The 21,464-nt window shown below is 61.1% G+C and carries 18 protein-coding genes and 1 tRNA gene; 17 read left to right on the top strand and 2 right to left on the bottom strand.

What is annotated here, in order from left to right:
- The first annotated feature begins 90 nt into the window (after positions 1–90).
- The 9 genes from uvrB (at position 91) to NUH19_RS11245 (ending at position 10,354) form a co-directional block, all read left to right on the top strand.
- On the top strand, positions 91–2,100 hold the full coding sequence (uvrB, locus tag NUH19_RS11285) for an excinuclease ABC subunit UvrB (protein ID WP_262316658.1): 2,010 nt from the start codon (positions 91–93) through the stop codon (positions 2,098–2,100).
- 4 nt (positions 2,101–2,104) lie between these two features.
- The gene (gene uvrA / locus NUH19_RS11280) at positions 2,105–4,963 is read left to right on the top strand and encodes an excinuclease ABC subunit UvrA (RefSeq protein WP_262316657.1); all 2,859 of its coding nucleotides are present in this window, start codon (positions 2,105–2,107) and stop codon (positions 4,961–4,963) included.
- A gap of 323 nt (positions 4,964–5,286) precedes the next feature.
- A complete protein-coding gene (locus tag NUH19_RS11275; protein WP_262316656.1) occupies positions 5,287–5,829 on the top strand; it encodes an HdeD family acid-resistance protein in 543 nt (180 codons plus the stop codon).
- Positions 5,830–6,022: 193 nt separating this feature from the next.
- The gene (gene rapZ, locus NUH19_RS11270; protein ID WP_262316655.1) at positions 6,023–6,907 is read left to right on the top strand and encodes an RNase adapter RapZ; all 885 of its coding nucleotides are present in this window, start codon (positions 6,023–6,025) and stop codon (positions 6,905–6,907) included.
- A complete protein-coding gene (locus NUH19_RS11265) occupies positions 6,904–7,938 on the top strand; it encodes a gluconeogenesis factor YvcK family protein (protein WP_262316654.1) in 1,035 nt (344 codons plus the stop codon). The genes rapZ and NUH19_RS11265 overlap by 4 nt, the downstream gene beginning before the upstream one ends.
- A gap of 1 nt (position 7,939) precedes the next feature.
- A complete protein-coding gene (gene whiA / locus NUH19_RS11260) occupies positions 7,940–8,884 on the top strand; it encodes a DNA-binding protein WhiA (RefSeq protein ID WP_262316653.1) in 945 nt (314 codons plus the stop codon).
- A 94-nt stretch (positions 8,885–8,978) separates the two neighbouring features.
- A complete protein-coding gene (locus tag NUH19_RS11255; protein ID WP_262316652.1) occupies positions 8,979–9,431 on the top strand; it encodes a MarR family winged helix-turn-helix transcriptional regulator in 453 nt (150 codons plus the stop codon).
- A 234-nt stretch (positions 9,432–9,665) separates the two neighbouring features.
- Entirely contained in the window at positions 9,666–10,235 is a 570-nt protein-coding gene (locus NUH19_RS11250; RefSeq protein WP_262316651.1) for a GNAT family N-acetyltransferase, read from the top strand.
- Between the two features lie 47 nt (positions 10,236–10,282).
- A tRNA-Arg gene (locus NUH19_RS11245) sits at positions 10,283–10,354 on the top strand.
- A gap of 61 nt (positions 10,355–10,415) precedes the next feature.
- Here NUH19_RS11245 and NUH19_RS11240 read toward each other — a convergent pair.
- On the bottom strand, positions 10,416–11,120 hold the full coding sequence (locus tag NUH19_RS11240; RefSeq protein ID WP_262316650.1) for a hypothetical protein: 705 nt from the start codon (positions 11,118–11,120) through the stop codon (positions 10,416–10,418).
- A 267-nt stretch (positions 11,121–11,387) separates the two neighbouring features.
- On the opposite strand from NUH19_RS11240, the gene NUH19_RS11235 reads away from it, so the two are divergent.
- The gene (locus NUH19_RS11235; RefSeq protein WP_225049145.1) at positions 11,388–11,978 is read left to right on the top strand and encodes an ATP-dependent Clp protease proteolytic subunit; all 591 of its coding nucleotides are present in this window, start codon (positions 11,388–11,390) and stop codon (positions 11,976–11,978) included.
- A 66-nt stretch (positions 11,979–12,044) separates the two neighbouring features.
- Here NUH19_RS11235 and NUH19_RS11230 read toward each other — a convergent pair whose 3' ends face one another.
- Entirely contained in the window at positions 12,045–12,494 is a 450-nt protein-coding gene (locus tag NUH19_RS11230; protein ID WP_262316649.1) for a MarR family winged helix-turn-helix transcriptional regulator, read from the bottom strand.
- 371 nt (positions 12,495–12,865) lie between these two features.
- Between NUH19_RS11230 and NUH19_RS11225 the strand changes: the two genes are divergently transcribed.
- From NUH19_RS11225 to NUH19_RS11195, 7 genes are all read left to right on the top strand, one after another.
- Complete coding sequence (locus NUH19_RS11225; protein ID WP_262316648.1) at positions 12,866–13,903, top strand: sugar-binding transcriptional regulator; 1,038 nt, start codon at positions 12,866–12,868, stop codon at positions 13,901–13,903.
- Between the two features lie 37 nt (positions 13,904–13,940).
- Complete coding sequence (gene gap / locus NUH19_RS11220; protein WP_225049149.1) at positions 13,941–14,963, top strand: type I glyceraldehyde-3-phosphate dehydrogenase; 1,023 nt, start codon at positions 13,941–13,943, stop codon at positions 14,961–14,963.
- Positions 14,964–15,152: 189 nt separating this feature from the next.
- Positions 15,153–16,343, top strand: coding sequence for a phosphoglycerate kinase (locus tag NUH19_RS11215; RefSeq protein WP_262316647.1), 1,191 nt, complete (start codon positions 15,153–15,155; stop codon positions 16,341–16,343).
- A gap of 60 nt (positions 16,344–16,403) precedes the next feature.
- Positions 16,404–17,159, top strand: coding sequence for a triose-phosphate isomerase (tpiA, locus tag NUH19_RS11210; protein ID WP_262316646.1), 756 nt, complete (start codon positions 16,404–16,406; stop codon positions 17,157–17,159).
- Between the two features lie 68 nt (positions 17,160–17,227).
- The gene (eno, locus tag NUH19_RS11205; protein ID WP_262316645.1) at positions 17,228–18,532 is read left to right on the top strand and encodes a phosphopyruvate hydratase; all 1,305 of its coding nucleotides are present in this window, start codon (positions 17,228–17,230) and stop codon (positions 18,530–18,532) included.
- A 682-nt stretch (positions 18,533–19,214) separates the two neighbouring features.
- A complete protein-coding gene (locus tag NUH19_RS11200; protein WP_262316644.1) occupies positions 19,215–19,841 on the top strand; it encodes a LysE/ArgO family amino acid transporter in 627 nt (208 codons plus the stop codon).
- Between the two features lie 52 nt (positions 19,842–19,893).
- On the top strand, positions 19,894–21,447 hold the full coding sequence (locus NUH19_RS11195) for a ClC family H(+)/Cl(-) exchange transporter (RefSeq protein WP_262316643.1): 1,554 nt from the start codon (positions 19,894–19,896) through the stop codon (positions 21,445–21,447).
- Positions 21,448–21,464: the final 17 nt, after the last annotated feature.

The following is a 21,464-nucleotide window of genomic DNA, read 5'->3' as shown; positions in this document are numbered from 1 at the left end:
ATAAGTACCAGTCAGAAGTTGGAATTTCGGTTCCGACTTTTTTATCGCGTCAAACACGGCGCCACAATCTTGGGTACGGGAGGAATCGCAATGATCGAACGCATGGCAAACCGCAAATTCGACTTGGTCGCGCCTTACGGGCCGGCCGGGGACCAGCCGCAGGCGATCGCCAAGCTGACCGCCGGCTTTGAGGCCGGGGAGAAGGAGCAGATCCTGCTGGGGGCAACCGGGACCGGGAAGACCTTCACGATGGCGCAGGTGATCGCCAAGCGCAACCGGCCGACCTTGATCTTGTCGCACAACAAGACCCTGGCCGGTCAGCTGTACGGCGAGTTCAAGGAGTTCTTCCCGCACAACGCGGTTGAGTACTTCGTGTCCTACTACGATTACTACCAGCCCGAGGCCTACGTGCCAAGCTCGGACACCTACATCGAAAAGGACTCGGCGATCAACGACGAGATCGACAAGCTGCGCCACAGCGCGACCTCCGCCTTGCTGGAGCGCAACGACGTGATCGTCGTCGCCTCGGTGTCCTCGATCTTTGGCCTGGGCAGCCCGGACGAATACCGCGACCACGTGCTGTCGCTCCGCACCGGCATGGAAATCGACCGCAACACGCTGTTGCGCCAGCTGGTCGACATCCAATTCGACCGCAACGACATCGATTTTCAGCGCGGCCGCTTCCGGGTTCGCGGCGACGTGGTCGAGATCTTCCCGGCCAGCCGCGACGACCATGCGATTCGCGTCGAGTTCTTCGGCGACGAAATCGATCGCATCACCGAGGTCGACGCGCTGACCGGCGAGGTGGTCGGCGAGCGCGAGCACGTCGCGATTTTCCCAGCGACGCACTTCATGACCTCCGAAGACCAGCTGGAGCACGGGATTGAAAGCATCTCCAAGGAGCTGGAAGAACGGCTCAAGGAGCTGACCGACGCCGGCAAGCTGCTGGAGGCCCAGCGGCTGGATCAACGCACGACCTACGACATCGAGATGCTGCGGGAGATGGGCTACACCAACGGCATCGAGAACTACTCGCGCCACATGGAAGGGCGCAAGGCCGGCGAGCCGCCGTACACCCTGCTGGACTTTTTCCCCAAGGACTTCATGATCATGGTCGACGAAAGCCACGTCACGATGCCGCAGGTGCGAGGGATGTACAACGGCGACCGGGCCCGGAAGCAGACCCTGATCGACTACGGCTTCCGCCTGCCCAGCGCCTTGGACAACCGGCCGCTACGCTTGCCGGAGTTCGAGTCGCACGTCAATCAGATTCTCTACGTCTCGGCGACGCCTGGGCCTTACGAGATGGATCGGGTCCCCAAGTCCCAGATTGCCGAGCAGATCATTCGCCCGACCGGCCTGCTGGACCCGACCATCGAGGTGCGGCCGATCATGGGCCAGATCGACGACCTGGTGTCCGAGATTAACATCCGCGTCGAGAAGCACGAGCGGGTGTTCATCACGACTTTGACCAAGAAAATGGCCGAGGACCTGACCGACTACCTCAAGGAGCTGGGCATCAAGGTCAAGTACCTGCACTCGGACATCAAGACCCTGGAGCGAACGGAGATCATCCGCGACCTGCGGCTGGGCAAGTTCGACGTGCTGATCGGCATCAACCTGCTGCGCGAGGGGATCGATGTCCCCGAGGTGTCGCTGATTGCGATCCTGGACGCCGACAAGGAAGGCTTCCTTCGCGCCGAGCGGTCCTTGATTCAGACCATCGGCCGCGCGAGCCGCAACGCTCACGGGAAGGTCATCATGTACGCGGACAAGGTCACCGACTCGATGGACGCGGCGATCAAGGAAACCCGGCGGCGCCGCGAGATTCAAGAGGCCTTCAACGAGAAGCACCACATCACGCCCAAGACCATCATCAAGCCGATCCGCGACTCGATTCACAGCCTGGACACCAGCGGCAAGGACGAGACGGACAAGGACAAGAGCTTCGCGGAGGTCGACTTGCACGACATGACCAAGGCGGAGAAAAAGCAGCTGGTCGCCAACCTGCGCAGCCAGATGCAGGCGGCGGCCAAGAAGCTCGACTTCGAGCAGGCGGCGACGCTGCGCGACACGATTCTAGAATTGGAAGCAGAGTGAACAAATGGCAAACGACAAAATTGTGATTCACGGCGCCCGGGCGCATAACCTGAAGAACGTCGACGTGACGATTCCCCGAAACAAGCTGGTCGTGATGACCGGCCTGTCCGGCTCCGGTAAGTCCAGCCTGGCCTTCGACACGCTTTACGCTGAAGGCCAGCGCCGCTACGTCGAGAGCCTGTCGGCGTATGCCCGGCAGTTTCTGGGCCAGATGGACAAGCCAGATGTCGACTCGATTGACGGGCTGAGCCCCGCCATTTCGATCGACCAAAAAACCACCAGCAAGAACCCGCGCAGTACGGTCGGCACGGTCACCGAGATCAACGACTACCTGCGCCTGCTGTGGGCGCGGATCGGCCACCCGATCTGCCCCAACGACGGCACCCCGATCGTGTCCCAAAGCGTCGAGCAGATGGTCGACCGGGTCCAAAAGCTCCCGGACAAGACCCGCATCCAGATTCTCAGCCCGATTGTTCGCCACAAGAAGGGCAGCCACAAGAAGGTCTTGGAGAAGATCGTCCGGGAGGGTTACGTGCGGATGCGCGTCGACGGTGAGGTGATGGACGCGACCGCCGACCTGGAGCTGGACAAAAACAAATTCCACGACATCGACATCGTGATCGACCGCATCGTGACCAAGCCCGAGGTCCGCTCGCGCCTGTTCGACTCGTTCGAAGCGGCGCTGCGCCTGGCCGAGGGTTACGCCACCGTCGACGTGATCGGTTCAGATCCCCTCGTGTTCTCCGAGCACTTCGCCTGTCCACTGTGCGGCTTCACCATCGGGGTCTTGGAGCCGCGCCTGTTCTCCTTCAACGCGCCGTTCGGGGCCTGCCCGGAGTGCGACGGCCTGGGCCAAAAGCTGACGGTCGACGTCGACTTGGTGGTGCCGGACCGCGACAAGACGCTGGCGGAAGGGGCGATTGCGCCTTGGTCGTCGGCCACGTCTGTCTACTACCCGTCGATGCTGGAGCAGGCGGCCAAGGCCTTCAAGGTGCCGATGGACAAGCCCTTCGGCAAGCTGACCGAACGCCAGCAAGACATCATTTTGAACGGCAGCCACGGCAAGGTCTTTCACTTCCACAGCCACAGCGACTTCGGCGGCGTCAAGGACCAAGACGTCCCGTTCGAAGGGGTGCTCAACAACGTCGAGCGGCGTTACCACTCTAATAACTACGCGTTCGGCTCCGATCAGATGCGCCAGTACATGACCGCCTTGGTCTGCCCGGTTTGCCACGGCAAGCGGCTGAACCGCCAGGCCCTGGCCGTCAAGGTCGAGGGCCACGACATCGCGGAGGCCTCCGACATGTCGATTAAGGACGCGCTGCCGTTTTACCAAGGCATCACGCTGTCTGACAACGAGAAGGTGATCGCCCAGCCGATCGTCAAGGAGGTCGCCGACCGCCTGACCTTCCTCAAAAACGTCGGCCTGGATTACCTGACCCTGAGCCGCGCCGCCGGCACCCTGTCCGGCGGGGAGGCGCAGCGCATCCGGCTGGCCACGCAGATCGGCTCCAACTTGTCTGGGGTGATGTACATCCTCGACGAGCCGTCGATCGGCCTGCACCAGCGCGACAACGACCGGCTGATTCGCTCGCTGAAGAAAATGCGCGACCTGGGCAACACGCTGATCGTGGTCGAGCACGACGAGGACACGATGCTCGCCGCCGACTACCTGGTCGACGTCGGCCCCGGCGCCGGCGACAACGGCGGTCGCATCATGGCCGCCGGCACCCCCAAGCAGGTGATGCGCTCGGCGAAGTCTTTGACCGGGCAGTACTTGGCCGGCAAGAAGTTCATTCCGGTGCCGACCAAGCGCCGCGCCGGGAACGGCGAATCGATCCGCCTCTTTGGGGCCGCGGCCAACAACCTCAAGCACATCGACGTCGAATTCCCCCTGGGCAAGTTCATCGCCGTCACGGGCGTGTCCGGCTCGGGCAAGTCGACGCTGGTCAACGGCATCCTCAAGCGGGTGCTGGCCCAAAAGCTCTACCGCAACTCCGAAAAACCCGGCGCCTACGACCGCATCGAGGGCTACGACCAGATTGAAAAGCTGGTCGATATCGACCAAAGCCCGATCGGCCGCACCCCGCGGAGCAACCCGGCGACCTACACCGGCGTGTTCAACGACATCCGCGCCTTGATGGCCCAGACCCAAGAGGCCAAGCTGCGCGGCTACTCGCAGGGGCGTTTTTCCTTCAACGTCAAGGGCGGCCGCTGCGAGAACTGCAAGGGCGACGGCATCATCAAAATCGAGATGAACTTCCTGCCCGACGTCTACGTGCCGTGCGAGGTCTGCCACGGCAAGCGCTACAACTCCGAGACCCTCGAGGTCACCTACAAGGGCAAAAACATCGCGGAGATCCTCGACATGACCGTTGACGAGGCAGTCAAGTTCTTCGCCCCGATTCCCAAAATCGCGCGGAAGCTCCAGACCATCGTCGACGTCGGCCTGGGCTACGTCACCATGGGCCAAAGCGCCACCACGCTGTCCGGCGGCGAGGCCCAGCGCATGAAGCTCGCCTCCGAGCTGCAAAAGCTCTCGACCGGCAAGAACTTCTACATCCTCGACGAGCCGACCACCGGCCTGCACACCGACGACATCCGCCGGCTGCTGGGCGTCTTGCAGCGCCTGGTCGACGAGGGCAACACGGTGCTTGTGATCGAGCACAACTTGGACGTGATCAAGACCGCCGACTGGCTGATCGACCTGGGACCGGAAGGCGGCGACGGCGGCGGCACGGTGATCGCCACCGGCACCCCGGAGACCATCGCCCAAAACACCAAGAGCTACACCGGCATCTACCTACGCCCAATCCTCGAGCGCGACGCGGCTCGCACCGCGGCGGCCGCGGCCGAAAAATAACGGCGGCACCGGGGTCAACCGGCCGCCGCTCGCGCCAATGCCCGCTTCGCGGCCGCCGGTGTTCGCACCGGGGGGCCTAACGCCGCGCCGCGCGAATTGCCCCGCTGACCGCCGCAGGGCCGCCTCGCCAGCCCCGCCGCTCCCTGGGCCCCGCCACACCGCCGGCCGCCGGCTCGCGCGGTGGTGCGGCGCCAACGTCGCGCCAGCGCGGCGAGCGAATCAATAACGCCCGGCACCGCCAAACCCGTCGCCCAACCGCGACGGGTTTTGCTTGTGTCGGGTCGGCCAGGCCAGTACAATAAGGGCAAGAAAGTGGTGAGAGAATGTTCAATCGACAAGCACATTTTGGTTTTGACTGGGGCGAATTCATTACCGGCATCGCCCTGATTATCGCGGCGGTGGTGATGTTCCGCAATCCCGGTGCGACGCTGTTGACGCTGACCTTCATCTTCGCGATCATCGCGATTATCCGCGGCATCGCGACGCTCGCCGGGTTCAACAAGCTGCGCGAGTACACCGGCAAAAAGTCGTGGCTGTCGCTTCTGGCCGGCGTCTTGGACATCGGCCTGGGCGTCGTGTTCCTGTTCAACCTGGTCACGGCGGCCTTAACCTTGTCCTACCTGTTTGCGGCGTGGTTCCTGGTCGACGCGATCGCCAATCTGTTCAACGTCGGCCACCTGCGCCAGGCCGGGATGGGCTGGGTGATTTTGGACCTGCTCTTGGACCTGTTCACGGTGGCCGTCGGGGTGCTGCTGTTGATGCAGCCGGTGGTGTCGGCCGTCGGCATGGTGTCGCTTCTGGCCATCGCCTTCGTGCTATTCGGCCTCAACGCGATTATCACGGCCTTCGCCCGGCGCCAGCTGTAGCGGTCCGGGGCGGCCACGCGAGCCTGTTGAGGGCTCGTTTTTTTGTGCGGCGGTCGCCGGGGCGGGGCGTGGTGGCAGGCCGACCGCGGCTAGAATTTGCGCGGGACGGGGGCAGTGGCTGGGAATGACACGCCCGGCATGTTATAATTGAATTATTAAACGCAGGCTTGGCCTGACGAAAGAAGGAATAGCGATGAGCGATAGCCTGAACCTCGTGGTGATCACCGGCATGTCCGGCGCCGGCAAAACCGTGGCGATGCAGTCTTTTGAAGACCTCGGCTACTTTTGCGTCGACAACATGCCACCGGCGCTTTTGCCCAAGTTCTGGGAGCTGGTGAAGGAAAGCGGCAAGATTGACAAGGTCGCCTTGGTGGTGGATCTGCGGTCCCACGCCTTTTACGACCAGATTCTCGACATGCTGACCGGCCTGGACAAGGCCGAGAAAGTCGCGACCAAGATCCTGTTTCTCGACGCGACCGACGCCGAGCTGGTCTCGCGCTACAAGGAGACCCGCCGCAGCCACCCGCTGGCCATGGAGGGCCGGCTGATGGACGGCATTCGCAAGGAGCGCAACCTGCTCACCGAGCTGAAAAACCGCGCCCAGGTGGTGATCGACACCACTAACCTCAGCCCCCGCCAGCTGCGCGAGAAGCTGTTTTTGACCTTCAAAACCACGGATCACCCGACCTTCCACCTGGAGGTGATGAGCTTTGGCTTCAAGTACGGGCTGCCGATCGACGCCGACATCGTGATGGACGTGCGGTTTTTGCCCAACCCGTATTACGTGCCGGAGTTCCGCAACCAAACCGGCAAGGATCAGCCGGTGTACGACTACGTGATGCAGCAGCCGGCCGCGGAGAAGTTCTACCAGGAGTTCTACACGCTCTTGGCCGACGTGATGCCACAGTACCAGGCGGAGGGCAAGTCGAGCGTCACCATCGCGATCGGCTGCACCGGCGGCCAGCACCGCAGCGTCGCCTTTGCCGAGCGCATCGGCAAGGCCTTCGCAAAGACTTACCCGGTCGACATCACCCACCGCGACGTCAATAAGCGCAAAGCGACGGTGAACCGCTCATGACCGCAGACAATGATCGCACCATCCGCGTGATTCGCGGCCGCCGCCCCAAGGTGGTCGTGATCGGTGGCGGCACCGGCCTGCCGGTGATCGTCAAGAGCCTGCACGAGCAAAATGCCGATGTCACCGCGATTGTGACGGTGGCCGACGACGGCGGCTCAAGCGGCGTGATTCGCAACTACATCAACGTCGTCCCGCCCGGTGACATTCGCAACGTGCTGGTCGCCTTGTCCGACCTGCCGCAGCTGTACCTGGACATCTTCCAGTACCGCTTTTGCTCCGGCGACGCCTTTTTTGCCGGCCACGCGATCGGCAACCTGATTATCGCGGCCTTGTCCGAGATGCGCAGCGGGATCTTCGATGCCGTGCAGCAGCTGTCCCAGATGATGAAGGTCGACGGCCACATTTACCCCGCCGCCGACCGGCCGCTGACGCTTCACGCCGATTTTGACGACGGCACCAGCCTCGCCGGCGAGGCGGAGATCACCGCCGCCGACAAGAACATCACCCGCGTCTTCGTGACCGACACCGCCACTGGTGAGGCCCCGGCCGCCGTACCCGAGGTGATCGATGCGATCATGGCCGCCGACGTCGTGGTGCTCGGCCCCGGGAGCCTGTTCACCAGCATCCTGCCCAACCTGATGATCAAGAACCTCGGCGAGGCGGTGCTGAAGACCCGGGCCGAGGTGATTTACATCGTCAACATCATGACGCAAAAGGGCGAAACCGAGCACTTCAGCGACGCCGACCACGTCAAGGTGCTCAACGACCACCTCGGCGCCAACTTCGTCGACACCGTGCTGGTCAACATCGCACCGGTGCCGGCGCATTACCTGAACCACCAGAAGTACGACGAGATCCTGGGCCCTGTGCGGTCCGACTACCAGGCGCTGCGCCACATGGGCTGCCGGGTGATCTCGGCCGACTTCCTGCGCCTGCGCGACGAAGGCGTGTTCCACGACGGCGACAAGGTCGCCCAAGAAATCATGAACCTCGCTTTTCAGGTGGGGACGATGAAGAAACGGAGGCGGTGACATGGCCAGTTTTGCCAGTCTCGTCAAAAAAGAGCTGACCGGCCTCGAGGTTCACCCCGAGCATGCCCGAGCGGAGCTATCCGCCCTGATCCGCATGAACGGCAGCCTCGGCATTCAAAACTACCAGTTCGTCTTGAACGTGCAGACCGAAAACCCGGCGATCGCCCGGCGCATCTACAGCCTGATTCGCCAACTCTACCACCACGAGGCCAACCTGATCGTGCGGCGCAAGATGAAGCTCAAGAAGAACAACCAGTACGTGGTGCGGCTGGCCACCGGCGTCAACTCGCTGCTCGAAGACCTCGACATCTTGGCCGGTGACACTATGGCGATTCAGACCGCGGTGTCGCCCAAGGTGCTCAACGAGGACCAGCGCGAACGCTCGTATTTGCGCGGCGCCTTTTTGGCCGGCGGCTCGGTCAACAACCCCGAGACCTCGCGCTACCACCTGGAGATTTACTCCCTGTACCAGGACCACAACGACGGCATCCTCAAGATGATGAACGACTTCGACCTCAACGCGCGAACCGTCGAGCGGCGCAGCGGCTACATCGTCTACCTCAAGGAGGCGGAGAAAATCGCCGACTTCCTGCAGCTGATCGGCGCGACCAACGCGATGCTGAAGTTCGAGGACGTGCGAATCGTTCGCGACATGCGCAACTCGGTCAACCGGCTGGTCAACTGCGAGAACGCGAACCTGAACAAGACCATCGACGCGGCCCAACGCGCGATCGAAAACATCCAGTACCTGGCGGATCACGGGGTCTTGGAGACCCTGCCGGAGAAGCTGCGCGAAATCGCGGTGCTTCGGCTGGCGCATCCCGAGGTGTCGCTCAAGGAGCTGGGGGAGATGGTGCCCAGCGGCGCGATTTCCAAGTCCGGCATCAACCACCGGCTGCGCAAGCTCAACCAGATTGCCGAAGGGGCCCAGACCCCGGCGGTGTGACACGCGAAAACGACCCCTGCGGTCGTTTTTTTAGAATATCGTGTTGCAATTGCAACACGTTCTGGTATACTGAGACTCGAAGGAAGGTGAGCCCATGGAAGACGCGTTACGCGCCATCGGGGTGGTGGCCCGGGCTTTGGACAGCATCGCCAACATCGAGTTTCGCGATCAACAGCTGACGCGCGGCCAGTACCTCTACTTGGTACGAATCGTCGAGCAGCCCGGGATCATTCAGGAGCAGCTGGTCAATCAGCTCAAGGTCGACCGCGCGACCGTGGCGCGAAGCGTCGCCAAGCTCTGCGCCCAGGGGCTGGTGTTCAAGCGGCCGGCCCCGGCCAACGCCAAGGCCAACCAGCTCTTCGCCACCCCGGCCGGCCTTCGCGCCTACCAGCCGATTCACCGCGAGAACCAGTACTCGCTCAACCAGGCGCTGGCCGGCATGACACCGGCAGAGGTGGCCACGCTGACGCGGCTGTTGAACCAGATGTGCGATAACGTCGACCGCGATTGGCAGCTGGTCAAAGGTGGCGGCAAGCGCGAGTACTGACCCCGCCGCCGAATCGGGCTGCCGCCGCCGAGCAGTGGCTCGCCTTGACCGACCGGCAACAGGCCAGGGACGGTCGTGGCCAACCGGCGGGAGGCCAGCGACCGGGCCAGTCGTCGCGCGGCCGCAAGCCGGCGACGGTGCGGCCACCACACCGCCGCTGCCCCCGAAACCGAACGCCGCCATCATCGCACCAGCGCAAACAGGCGACCGCAGCCGGTCGCCACAGGAGGAACAATGAACGCAATTCAACGCATTACCGAAACCGATATTCCCACGCTGGTGACGATGGCGAGAACCACCTTCGCCGACACCTTCGGGGCCAACACCGCGCCGGCCGACATGCAGGAATTCCTAGACACTGCCTACGCACCGGCCCAGCTTTTGGCCGAGCTGCAGACACCCGGCACCAGCTTTTGGTTCGCGACCGTTGCCGGGGTACCGGCCGGCTACCTCAAGCTCAACGTCGACGCGGCGGTGACCGCAGACGTCACGGCGCCCAATGCCTTGGAGCTCGAGCGCATCTACATTTTACCGGCCTACAAGCGCCACGGCCTGGGGAGCCTGCTGTACGCCCACGCGCTGAAGCTGGCCCAGGCCCAGCACAAGCCCGTCATCGCCTTGGGCGTCTGGGAGCACAACGAGCCGGCCAAGGCCTTCTACGCCAAGCGCGGCTTTGTCAAGGTGGGGGAGCATGTCTTTCAGGTCGGGGATGACCCGCAGCGCGATTGGCTGATGGAAGCGCCGGTGCCGGCGGCCACGGCCGCAAGCGGCCCAGAATCGCGGCCGGGCGAGAGTAATTCGTGATTTTGCTTGCTTTTTGCCGCCGCTTCCCTTAATATAATTAGGTACTTGCGCGGTTAGTGTAATGGATCGCACGTGAGATTCCGGTTCTCGAAATCCGGGTTCGACTCCCGGGCTGCGCATCAGGTACCACACAAAGCAGGCGTCGCCAGTGATGGCGACGCCTGTTTTTGCGTTCGGCGGTTACCAGGAGTAGGCGCGAAACGCCTTGTTGTCGGTGAGGTGCGACTGCGCGACAATCTGGTGGCCGAAGTAGACCTCGGTGAACAGCCCCTCGTTCAGCTCGGCGTCTTTGGCCTGCCCCAGCTCCGCCAGGGTGGCCAGCGCGAGGTTGGCGCAGTGGGTGCCGAGCTGTTCCTTGGCGCGATCGGTCAGCGGTGCGACCTTGGCGTTGACCTGTGCCTTGACGTGGTGGTCTTGGTCGACCTTGACGCTGATCACCATCAGGGCCCAGGCGAAGGCGGGGTTGGCGGTGCCGTTTTTGGTCGGGTGACCGTTGTGATCGAGGGTGCCGGCGGCAAAGCCTTGGTCCTGCTTCAGGGTCCTGGCGATGGCGGCGTTGAGCTTGGCCAGCGCCGCCTTGGCCCTTTGGACCTTGGCCCGGGATGCGGCGGCAGCGTGGCTTTCGGCGCTGGCTTCGCGGCTGCTTGCGGCCTGCGCCGATTGTTGGGCGGCCCGCGAAGACCGCGAGGCGGCCGCCTGTTCCTGTTTGGTCGGCGGCGCCGGGGCGACGGCCAGGCCGACGGCGAACAGCACGACGCCGACGAGCACATCGCTGCCCGGCACCTTGAGCGAGCGGTGCTTGAGGACGTGCAAAATCAGCAGAATCAGGCCGACGGCGATGAAGCCGACGCCGAGCCAGGCGAGCAGGGTGGATAAATAGGACATGCGACAATCTCCTTACGGGCAGCTTTTAACGTCGATCAGGGCTGGACGTTGCCGCCTTCATTGTGGCACGTTGCCCCGCGGTGAATAAAGCAATCCGCCTCGGCGAATTTCAGGCGCCGACCGATGCGCGGGACCGCGCCGTTGTGCTATGCTGAGGACACGAAAAAAAGTGAGCCGAAGTATTTGACCTTTTTTGACTTTTGACGTATGCTTAGCACTGTATTCAAATGAGTGCTAATTCACGCACGTAACCTAGGAGGAATACCCATGCTAGTTCCTACAGTCGTTGAACAGACCAGCCGCGGCGAACGCGCCTACGACATTTACTCACGCCTACTCAAAGACCGGATCATCATGCTGTCCGGGGAGATCAATGATCAGGTGGCCAACTCGATCATTGCCCAACTGCTTTTCCTGGACGCCCAAGATCCGGATAAAGACATCTACCTCTACATCAACTCGCCCGGTGGTGTGATCACCTCCGGGCTGGCGATTCTCGACACGATGAACCTCATCCACGCGGATGTGCAGACCATCGCCATCGGGATGGCCGCCTCCATGGCCAGCGTTCTTCTGGCCGGCGGGAAGAAGGGCAAGCGCTTTGCGCTGCCGCACTCCGAGGTTCTGATTCACCAGCCGCTGGGCGGGGCCCAGGGCCAGCAGACCGAAATCGAAATCGCCGCCGAGCAGATCCTGAAGGCCCGCGTCAGCTTGAACCAGATCCTGTCCGACGCGACCGGCAAGTCCGTCGACGAGATCAAGGCCGACACCGAACGCGACCACTACTTGACCGCGCAACAGGCCAAGGATTACGGTTTGATCGATGCGATTTTGACCACCAAGGCCGACCAGAAGTAAGCGGCCGGTGACGCCAAAAAGCCGTTTCTCGCAATTGAGAAACGGCTTTTTGCTTGCGTTGTTGAGTTAGCTCAGGGCCTGGTCTTGAATGGCGGCCAGGTGCGAGTCGACGCGGTCGACCTGCGCCTTGATCGCGTCGTAGGTGGGTTGATCCAGCTGCATCAGCCGGGTGCAGTCGCCGACGTGGGCGAAGATCTCGTCGCGCGAGTCCTTGGCCTTTTGGGTCAGGCTGACGTCGACGCGCCGTTCGTCGGTGGTGGAGCGGGTGCGGGTGATCCAGCCGCCCTTTTCGAGGCGCTTCATCAGCGGCGTCAGGGTGCCGGAGTCAAGCTCGAGGGTCTTGCCCACCTCCTTGACGGACATGGTCCCGTGCTCGTACAAAGACAGCAGGGTGATGTACTGCGGGTAGGTCAGGCCAAAACGGGCCAGGGCCTGCGCGTAGAAGTGATTGTACTGCTTTTGCGCTCGGTAGATGGAGAAGCAGAGCTGCTCATCTAATAAAATCGGTTTTACCATAAACTTCGCCTCCAGATGTGTCAAGATTATTGTACACGATACGGTGGCGCAAGGGAAGTCGCGGTTGATCGGTCCAAATGAAAAATCGGTGAGCGCCAAACCGAACGTTTTCACGTTCAACGGCGCGGTCAACGCCGCTAAACCGGTTACACTCCGAAAGAACGTGAAAATTCGGCGACCGACTTTCTTTCTTTTTGTGAAGTCGGCGGCAAGTCCGGGGAAAGGCTTGCACGGCCAAAAATTCATTGTTATAATTGCGATGTTGGTTAGGGAAGCTCGGGATGACTGGGGCACCCAAATTTTTTTGGCCCAACCGGGTCGGTAAGCGACACGGTTGGACACAAAATGACCCACCGAGAAGGATAGCGATTATGCACTCTGAATTTGCCTGGATCGAATCAATCGCCCCGGACATGATGGGCGTCATCACCAAACGGTATCAGATCCTTCAATTCATCAGCTGGATGGCGCCGGTCGGCCGCCGCAACTTGGCCGAGCAGATGAAGATTTCCGAACGCGTTTTGCGAACGGAAACCGAATTCCTCCGCAAGCAGGGGTTGATCGAAAGCTCCAAGTCCGGCATGGTGCTGACCAGCAAGGGCATCGAGACGTTCCAAGGCCTTGAGCAGCTGATGAACCAGCTGCTGGGGGTCAAGGACGACGAGAAGCGCCTGGCCGACAAGCTTGGCATCGCGCATTGCCTGATCGTTAACGGTGATGCCGACCAAAGCAGCCGGGTGATGGACGAGATGGGTAAGCTCCTGAATCAGACCCTGCAGGTCGTGCTACCGGCCGGGCGGCTGACCATCGCCGTCATGGGCGGCACCACGATGGCGCGGGTGGCCACGCAGCTGAACTACAAGCTGTCGGCCGGCCGCGAGCTGACCTTCGTGCCGGCGCGTGGCGGCGTCGGTGAGGCCGTCTCGATCCAAGCCAACTCGGTGGCCGCCGCCATGGCGGAAGCCACCGATGCCAACTACCGGGTGCTGTACATTCCAGAAAATGTCAGCGCCAAAACCTACCAGCCGCTGCTCCGTGAGCCGGCGGTGCAAGAAGTGTTGCAAATGATTGACAACGCTCAGGTAGTGATTCATAGTATAGGTGATGCCTTGATCATGGCGAAGCGGCGTTCCATGCCGGTTTCGACCATCCGCGAGCTGATCAATCACCGCGCGGTTTCAGAAACTTTCGGCACGTTCTTCGATGCCGAGGGGCAAGTCATCTACAAGATACCGCGGATCGGATTGCAGATCCCGGATCTTGATCACATCCCGTATGTGTTCGCCATCGCCGGCGGCCAAAGCAAGGCCAAGGCGATCGCCGCATACATGAAGAATGCGCCGGCCCACACGTGGCTGATCACGGACGTCGGCGCCTCCAACGCGATTTTAACTGGGGAGACCCGTTAGAATAAAACTCTTATTTCCTAAAGGAGGAAATTTTAGCATGACTGTTAAAATTGGTATCAATGGTTTCGGCCGCATTGGTCGTCTGGCTTTCCGCCGGATCTTCGAACTTGGCGCAAAGAGCAACGACATCGAAGTTGTTGCGATCAACGACCTGACCAGCCCAGCAATGTTGGCACACCTGCTGAAGTACGATTCCACTCACGGCACCTTCCCTGGTGAAGTTAGTGCAACCGACAACGGCATCGTTGTCAACGGCAAGGAATACCGCGTTTATGCTGAACCACAAGCTCAGAACATTCCGTGGGTTAAGAACGATGGCGTTCAGTACGTCCTCGAATGCACGGGCTTCTACACCTCCGCTGAAAAGGCCCAGGCTCACTTGGATGCCGGTGCAGAACGCGTTCTGATCTCCGCTCCTGCCGGCAAGATCCGTACCATCGTTTACAACGTTAACGATGACACGCTGACCTCCGACGACAAGATCGTTTCCGCCGGTTCTTGCACGACCAACTGCCTGGCACCAATGGCTTACTTCCTGAACAAGGAATTCGGCATCGAAGTTGGTACCATGACCACGGTTCACGCTTACACCTCCACTCAGATGCTGCTTGACGGCCCTGTTCGCGGTGGCAACCTGCGTGCGGCTCGTTCCGCTGCGGTTAACACGATTCCTCACAGCACCGGTGCTGCTAAGGCGATCGGCATTGTTATCCCAGAACTGAACGGCAAGCTGCAGGGTCACGCTCAGCGTGTCTCCGTCGTTGACGGCTCCCTGACCGAACTGGTTTCCATCCTGAAGACCAAGAACGTTACGGCTGACCAGATCAACGAAGCGATCAAGAAGCACACGGAAAACAACCCATCCTTCGGCTACAACGCTGACCAGGTTGTATCTTCCGACATCATCGGCACCACCTTCGGCTCCATCTTCGATCCTACCCAGACCGAAGTGACGACCGCCGGTGACTACCAACTTGTTAAGACGGTTGCTTGGTACGACAACGAATACGGCTTTACCTGCCAGATGATCCGTACCCTGCTGAAGTTCGCTACTCTGTAGTCTAGAGTAACTACTTTCAACCGCAAAAAGGGCGGAGGGAGTTACTCCCTCCGCTCTTTTTCTAGGGGCGGGTGACCGCCTCTCACCGCAGCGACTCGCCGCGGTGTTTGGATGAGGGCGTGGCCTTGATCCAAGCATCGCGGCCGGTTGCCGCAATAGAATCAACCACTAATAGGAGGGTTTTATCTAATGGCTAAATTGATCGTCTCCGACTTAGACGTCAAAGATAAAAAGGTCCTGATCCGCGTTGACTTCAACGTGCCGATCAAGGACGGGGTCATCGGCGATGACAACCGGATTGTTGCCGCTTTGCCGACCATCCAGTACGTAATCGATCACGGTGGCAAGGCCATCCTGCTGTCCCACTTGGGCCGCATCAAGACCGAAGAAGACAAGGCTAAGCTGTCCCTGCGTCCCGTTGCAGAGCGCCTGTCCGAACTGCTGAAGAAGCCGGTTACCTTCGTGCCAGCGACCCGCGGCAAGGAACTCGAAGACGCGATCGCCAACCTCAAGGACGGCGACGTTCTTGTGATGGAGAACACGCGTTTTGAGGACCTTGACGGCAAGAAGGAAAGCAAGAACGACCCTGAGCTTGGCAAGTACTGGGCATCCTTGGGCGACCTGTTCGTCAACGACGCCTTCGGTACGGCTCACCGTTCCCACGCTTCTAACGTCGGCATTTCCTCCAACATGCCTCAGGCGGCTGCCGGCTTCCTGATGGAAAAGGAAATCAAGTTCTTGGGCGACGCGGTTGAAAACCCGAAGCACCCATTCGTTGCCATCCTGGGCGGCGCCAAGGTTTCCGACAAGATCGGCGTGATCTCCAACCTGATCAACAAGGCGGACAAGATCATCGTCGGCGGCGGCATGACCTACACCTTCTACGCAGCTAAGGGCCTGACCGTTGGTAAGTCCCTGGTTGAAACCGACAAGATCGACCTGGCCAAGCAGATCATGGCCGAGGCCGGCGACAAGCTGGTTTTGCCAGTCGACAACGTGGTCGCAACCGAATTCGCCAACGACGCCCCGCACAAGGTCGTTGAAGGTAACATTCCTGACGGCTACATGGCGCTTGACATCGGCCCTAAGGCGATTGCGGACTTCAAGGCCGTTTTGGCCGACGCGAAGACCGTTGTTTGGAACGGCCCAATGGGCGTGTTCGAAATGCCGAACTACGCCAAGGGGACCCTCGAAATCGGCAAGGCCCTCGGCGACCTGACCGACGCCACGACGATCATCGGTGGTGGCGACTCCACCGCGGCTGCTAAGCAGCTCGGCATCGCCCCGAAGATCACCCACATCTCCACTGGCGGTGGCGCTTCGCTTGAATACCTTGAAGGCAAGGAATTGCCTGGTATCGCGGCGATCACCAACAAGTAATTAACTCGCGTCTGACGTATCCGGATACGCCAGGCACGGCGACACAAAGGAGATTTATTCATGCGTACACCTATCATGGCCGGTAACTGGAAAATGAACAAGAACCCTAAGGAAACGCAGGCGTTCTTGGACGGCGTTAAGGGCAAGCTGCCAGAAGCCTCCAAGGTTGAAACCGTCATCGCCGCACCGGCGATTGACCTGACCACCCTGGTTGCAGGCGCAACCGGCACCCCGCTGAAGACCGCGGCTGAAAACAGCTACTTCGAAAACGAAGGCGCGTTCACCGGCGAGACCAGCCCAAAGGCCCTGAGCGAAATGGGCGTTGACTACGTAGTCATCGGTCACTCCGAGCGTCGCGGCTACTTCCACGAAACCGACGAAGACATCAACAAGAAGGCCAAGGCTATCCTGGCCAACGGTTTGCTGCCAATCATCTGCTGCGGCGAAAGCCTTGAGCAGCGTGAAGCTGGCCAGACCAACGACTGGGTCGCTTACCAGGTTGCTGGCGCCTTGGTTGGGCTGTCTGCCGACGACGTGAAGAAGAGCGTCGTCGCTTACGAGCCTATCTGGGCGATCGGCACCGGCAAGACCGCGACCGCTGATCAGGCGCAGGAAGTGGTTGCCCACATCCGCGCAACGATCAAGAAGCTTTACGACGCAGAAACCGGCGACGCCATCCGCATTCTCTACGGTGGCTCCGTCAAGCCTGCGAACGTTAAGGAACTGATGGCCAAGGAAGACATCGACGGCGGGCTCGTCGGCGGCGCCTCCATGGACCCAGATTCCTTCGTTGCCCTGGCTAACTACCAGGACTAAGCACTCGGACCAGGGCCCGGTCCCGTGCGTTCATTAGTCAAACTCACATCATAAAGGAGAAAACCCACATGTCTATTATTACAGACGTTCTGGCACGCGAAGTCCTTGACTCCCGTGGCAACCCTACTGTTGAAGTTGAACTTTACACCGAAGACGGCGGCTTTGGCCGTGCGTTGGTTCCATCAGGTGCTTCCACCGGTGAACACGAAGCCGTTGAGCTGCGTGACGGTGACAAGTCCCGCTTCGGCGGTAAGGGCGTTTTGAAGGCCGTTGCCAACGTGAACGACGCCATCGCCAAGGCAGTTATCGGCCTTGACGTGACCGAACAGCGCCTGATCGACCAAACCATGATCGACCTCGATGGCACCCCGAACAAGGGCAAGCTTGGCGCCAACGCCATCCTCGGCGTTTCCCTGGCCGCAGCCCGTGCCGCTGCCTCCGAAGTTGGCCTGCCGCTGTACCAGTACCTTGGCGGCCCTAACGCGCACGTGCTGCCAACCCCGATGATGAACGTCATCAACGGTGGTGCGCACTCCACCAACACGATCGACTTCCAGGAATTCATGATCATGCCTGTCGGCGGCAAGACCATCCGCGAAGCGATCCGCATGGGTTCCGAAACCTTCCACGCTCTGCAGGCGCTGCTGAAGGAAAAGGGCGACATCACCTCTGTCGGCGACGAAGGCGGTTTTGCGCCTAACCTCAAGGACAACGAAGAAGCCTTCGAATTCCTGGTTGAAGCCATCCAAAAGGCTGGCTACAAGCCTGGCGAAGACGTTGCGATCGCCTTCGACGTTGCTTCTTCCGAATTCTACGATCCGGAAACCAAGAAGTACACGCTCAAGTGGTCCGACCCTGACACCAGCTACACCACCGACGAATTCATCGACCTGATCGCTGGCTTCGTTGACAAGTACCCAATCGTTTCGATTGAAGACCCAATCGACGAAAACGACTGGGAAGGCTGGCAGAAGATTACCGCCAAGCTGGGCGACAAGGTTCAGCTGGTCGGTGACGACCTGTTCGTAACCAACACCGATTACCTGAAGAAGGGGATCGACATGGGCGTTGCGAACTCCATCCTGATCAAGCTCAACCAGATCGGGACCTTGACCGAAACCTTCGAAGCCATCGAAATGGCCAAGGAAGCCGGCTACACCGCCGTTGTTTCCCACCGTTCCGGTGAAACCGAAGACACCACGATCGCTGACTTGGTTGTCGCAACCAACGCCGGCGAAATCAAGACCGGTTCCATGAGCCGTACCGACCGCATTGCGAAGTACAACCAGCTCATGCGGATCGAAGACGAACTCGGTGCTTCCGCTTTGTACAAGGGCCGCAAGTCCTTCTACAACGTTAAGGCCATCGACTAGTCTCGACTAGTTCTGCGCGGCGCCGCCAAGACCTCTTGGCGGCGCCGTTTTGGTGTCCTGCGGTTGCGCGTCGCGGCGCCTGACGCCTGAGCGGTCGCTGCTTTGCACGTGGCTGCGGGTGTTGCGCGTTGGGTCGGCGTGTGGCGCGAGGTCCGTTTGCCGGGCTCAGCATTCGGCCTGCGTTATTTATTTACAAGATATTTACCTAACATTTACACTGGCGTCATGGTATTTCCAACCACCCGGTGTTATTCTATTGTCGTAGAATTCGACAGCGCCTCTCGGTCGCACGGCCGAAGCGCAGCTTAAGGCAGCTCGCAGTGACTATCATCCTCATCTGATGAACGTCGACCTATGTCGACCACGTCCGCGGCGTGAGTGTCTAGCGACGAAGAAATTCGCGTAAAAGAAAACAGCTTAACTGGTTTGATTCCAGGGAGCTGCGACTGCCGGGTCCACCACAGTGCGTACCACCAACCGAATCGGTTTCACCAGCCGGCGGGGGCGGTCTGCCTTGCGGTTGGGGCGGTTCATCAATTCAATCTCAATTGGGGTACTGCGGGGCAGCCCGCGGTACCCTTTGTGTGCTTTTGGCCCGGCGGTTATTGACAGCCGGGCTTTTTTTGCGCTACGCTGGACCCTATCACGTAATCGCGGGCACGTCCGCGGAGGGAGCACACGAATGGCGGTATACTTGCGCGGGATGCTGATCAGCATCGCCTTGGTCAGCTCAATTGGCATGCAGAATTTATTTGTCTTCAATAACGCGATGACCAACCGGCTGCGCCGGGCGATGCTCATCACGCTGTTCGTCTGGTTGGCCGACACCACGCTGACGGTGATCGCCTTCTTGGGCATGGGGGCCTTGATCACGCGCTTTGAGTGGCTGAAGCTGCTGATTCTGCTGGTCGGCGGCGGCATCGTGGTCTGGATGGGCTGGGGGATTTTCCGTGGCGCCAAGGCGGCGACTTTGGCCGGCTCCAGTCGTGTCATGCCGCTGGGCGAGGCCTTCACCGGCGCCTGGGTGGTGGCCTTCGCCAACCCCCAGGCGATCATCGACACCAGCGTCTCGTTCGGGGCGATGCGCAGTACCCTGGCCAGCGGCGAGGTGCTGCCGTTCTTGTTGGGGATTCTCTCTTCCACCACGCTGTGGTTCTTTGGCGTCACCTTGGTCATCGGACTGCTCAAAAACCGCCTGCCGCAGCGCTTCTTGATGTGGGTGAACCTGATTTCCGGTCTGATCGTGATGGTCTACGGCACCACGCTGCTGTGGCAGGCCGGCTCGCAGCTGATCGCCTGGGTGCGGTGAGCCCGGCGGGTTTTGGCGAGCGGCGAATCCGTGTATACTGAAGGTATCAATCATGGGAGGTGGCGGCTTGAACCCCGCAAAACGGTATTTGGATCCGACGCGCCTGCGCTTTGTGCTGCAGGGGCTTTTGGTAGGGGTGGCCACCGGCGCCGTGGTCTCGCTGTTTCGCTTGAGCATCGAGCGCAGCCTGGCCTTCGTGCAAGGCGTCTACCGCCACGCGACGCCCGGCACCGTGGCGTTGCTGGTGGTCGTGGCGGTCGTGTTGGCCGCGCTTGTGGCCTGGCTGTTGCACAGCGAGCCCAACATCTCGGGCTCGGGGATTCCGCAGGTCGAAGGCCAGTTGCAAGGCGAGCTTGAGTTCTCCTGGTGGTCGGTGCTTTGGAAGAAGTTCGTCGCCGGGGTCCTCGGACTCGGGGCCGGGCTGTTTTTGGGGCGGGAAGGCCCATCGATTCAGCTCGGCGCCGCGGTCGGCCAGGGCGTCGCCGCCGGTTTCAAGCGGCGGGGGTCGGACCGGCGCATCATGATCGCCGCCGGGGCCGCCGGCGGGTTGGCCGCTGCGTTCAACGCGCCGATCGCCGGTACGATGTTTGTGCTGGAGGAGGTCTATCACAACTTCAGTCCGCTGGTGTGGATCACAAGCCTCGCCAGCGCCATCGGGGCCAACTTCATCTCGCTGAACGTCTTCGGCGAGGTGCCGGTGCTGCACTTGGCGTACACCAAGCCGCTGCCGGTCACGCTGTACTGGCACCTGCTGCTGTTGGGCATCGTCTTGGGGCTGCTCGGCTACCTTTACCAGCGGGTGCTGTTGGCCATGCCGCAGTGGTACGCCAAAACCCGTATCCCCCGGGCCTTTCAGGGCATCGTGCCGTTTCTGTTGGTGATTCCCATTGGCCTGACCGTGCCGCAGCTTCTGGGCGGCGGCAACGGGCTGATTATCGCGATGGGCGACCAGCTGCCGACTTTGGCCGCCTTGTGCGGGATGCTGGCACTGCGCTTCACCTTCTCGATGATTTCCTACGGCTCGGGGCTGCCCGGCGGGATTTTCCTGCCGATCCTGTCGCTTGGCGCGGTGATCGGCGCGGTGTATGCGGTGTTCATGGCCCAGATTGGCTGGCTGCCGCACGTCTACATCATGAACCTGATCATTTTCTCCATGGCCGGGTACTTCGCCGGCATCGGCAAGGCGCCGTTCACCGCGATTCTTCTGATCACCGAAATGGTGGGGAACCTGACCAACCTGATGGCCATGGCGGTGCTGTCGTTGGTCGCCTACGTCGTCGTCGACGTGCTGGGCGGGGCCCCGATTTACGAGTCGCTGCTGGCGCGGCTGACCAAGCCGGAGGCGCTGGCCGGGATTCACCACATGGACCGCGTGGAGGTGCCGATTTTTGAGGGCAGCGCGTTGGAAGGCGTCGCGGTTCGCAGCGTCAGCTGGCCTAAACACACGCTCTTGATGAGCATTCGCCGCGGCTCGGACACCGTGCTGCCGCACGGGGACACCGTGATTCGCGCCGGTGACACCCTGGTGGTGCTGACCGACAGCAGCCGCCGGGCGAAGGTGGCGGCGCAGATTGCCGCCAAGGCGGCGCAAGGCACGGATGGCTGAGCAATTTGCCGCTTGGT

It is taken from the genome of Lacticaseibacillus parakribbianus (assembly GCF_025490915.1).
GTDB classification, from domain to species: domain Bacteria; phylum Bacillota; class Bacilli; order Lactobacillales; family Lactobacillaceae; genus Lacticaseibacillus; species Lacticaseibacillus parakribbianus.
This window is presented reverse-complemented; position numbering and strand designations above follow the sequence as displayed.

Coding starts and splice junctions, on each gene's coding strand:
- NUH19_RS11250 (WP_262316651.1), top strand. CDS start 9,666: ATGAACGCAATTCAACGCATTACCGAAACCGATATTCCCACGCTGGTG.
- eno (WP_262316645.1), top strand. CDS start 17,228: ATGTCTATTATTACAGACGTTCTGGCACGCGAAGTCCTTGACTCCCGT.
- NUH19_RS11235 (WP_225049145.1), top strand. CDS start 11,388: ATGCTAGTTCCTACAGTCGTTGAACAGACCAGCCGCGGCGAACGCGCC.
- NUH19_RS11230 (WP_262316649.1), bottom strand. CDS start 12,494: ATGGTAAAACCGATTTTATTAGATGAGCAGCTCTGCTTCTCCATCTAC.
- uvrA (WP_262316657.1), top strand. CDS start 2,105: ATGGCAAACGACAAAATTGTGATTCACGGCGCCCGGGCGCATAACCTG.
- NUH19_RS11275 (WP_262316656.1), top strand. CDS start 5,287: ATGTTCAATCGACAAGCACATTTTGGTTTTGACTGGGGCGAATTCATT.
- gap (WP_225049149.1), top strand. CDS start 13,941: ATGACTGTTAAAATTGGTATCAATGGTTTCGGCCGCATTGGTCGTCTG.
- rapZ (WP_262316655.1), top strand. CDS start 6,023: ATGAGCGATAGCCTGAACCTCGTGGTGATCACCGGCATGTCCGGCGCC.
- NUH19_RS11255 (WP_262316652.1), top strand. CDS start 8,979: ATGGAAGACGCGTTACGCGCCATCGGGGTGGTGGCCCGGGCTTTGGAC.
- NUH19_RS11195 (WP_262316643.1), top strand. CDS start 19,894: ATGGGAGGTGGCGGCTTGAACCCCGCAAAACGGTATTTGGATCCGACG.
- tpiA (WP_262316646.1), top strand. CDS start 16,404: ATGCGTACACCTATCATGGCCGGTAACTGGAAAATGAACAAGAACCCT.
- uvrB (WP_262316658.1), top strand. CDS start 91: ATGATCGAACGCATGGCAAACCGCAAATTCGACTTGGTCGCGCCTTAC.
- NUH19_RS11265 (WP_262316654.1), top strand. CDS start 6,904: ATGACCGCAGACAATGATCGCACCATCCGCGTGATTCGCGGCCGCCGC.
- NUH19_RS11240 (WP_262316650.1), bottom strand. CDS start 11,120: ATGTCCTATTTATCCACCCTGCTCGCCTGGCTCGGCGTCGGCTTCATC.
- NUH19_RS11215 (WP_262316647.1), top strand. CDS start 15,153: ATGGCTAAATTGATCGTCTCCGACTTAGACGTCAAAGATAAAAAGGTC.
- whiA (WP_262316653.1), top strand. CDS start 7,940: ATGGCCAGTTTTGCCAGTCTCGTCAAAAAAGAGCTGACCGGCCTCGAG.
- NUH19_RS11200 (WP_262316644.1), top strand. CDS start 19,215: ATGGCGGTATACTTGCGCGGGATGCTGATCAGCATCGCCTTGGTCAGC.
- NUH19_RS11225 (WP_262316648.1), top strand. CDS start 12,866: ATGCACTCTGAATTTGCCTGGATCGAATCAATCGCCCCGGACATGATG.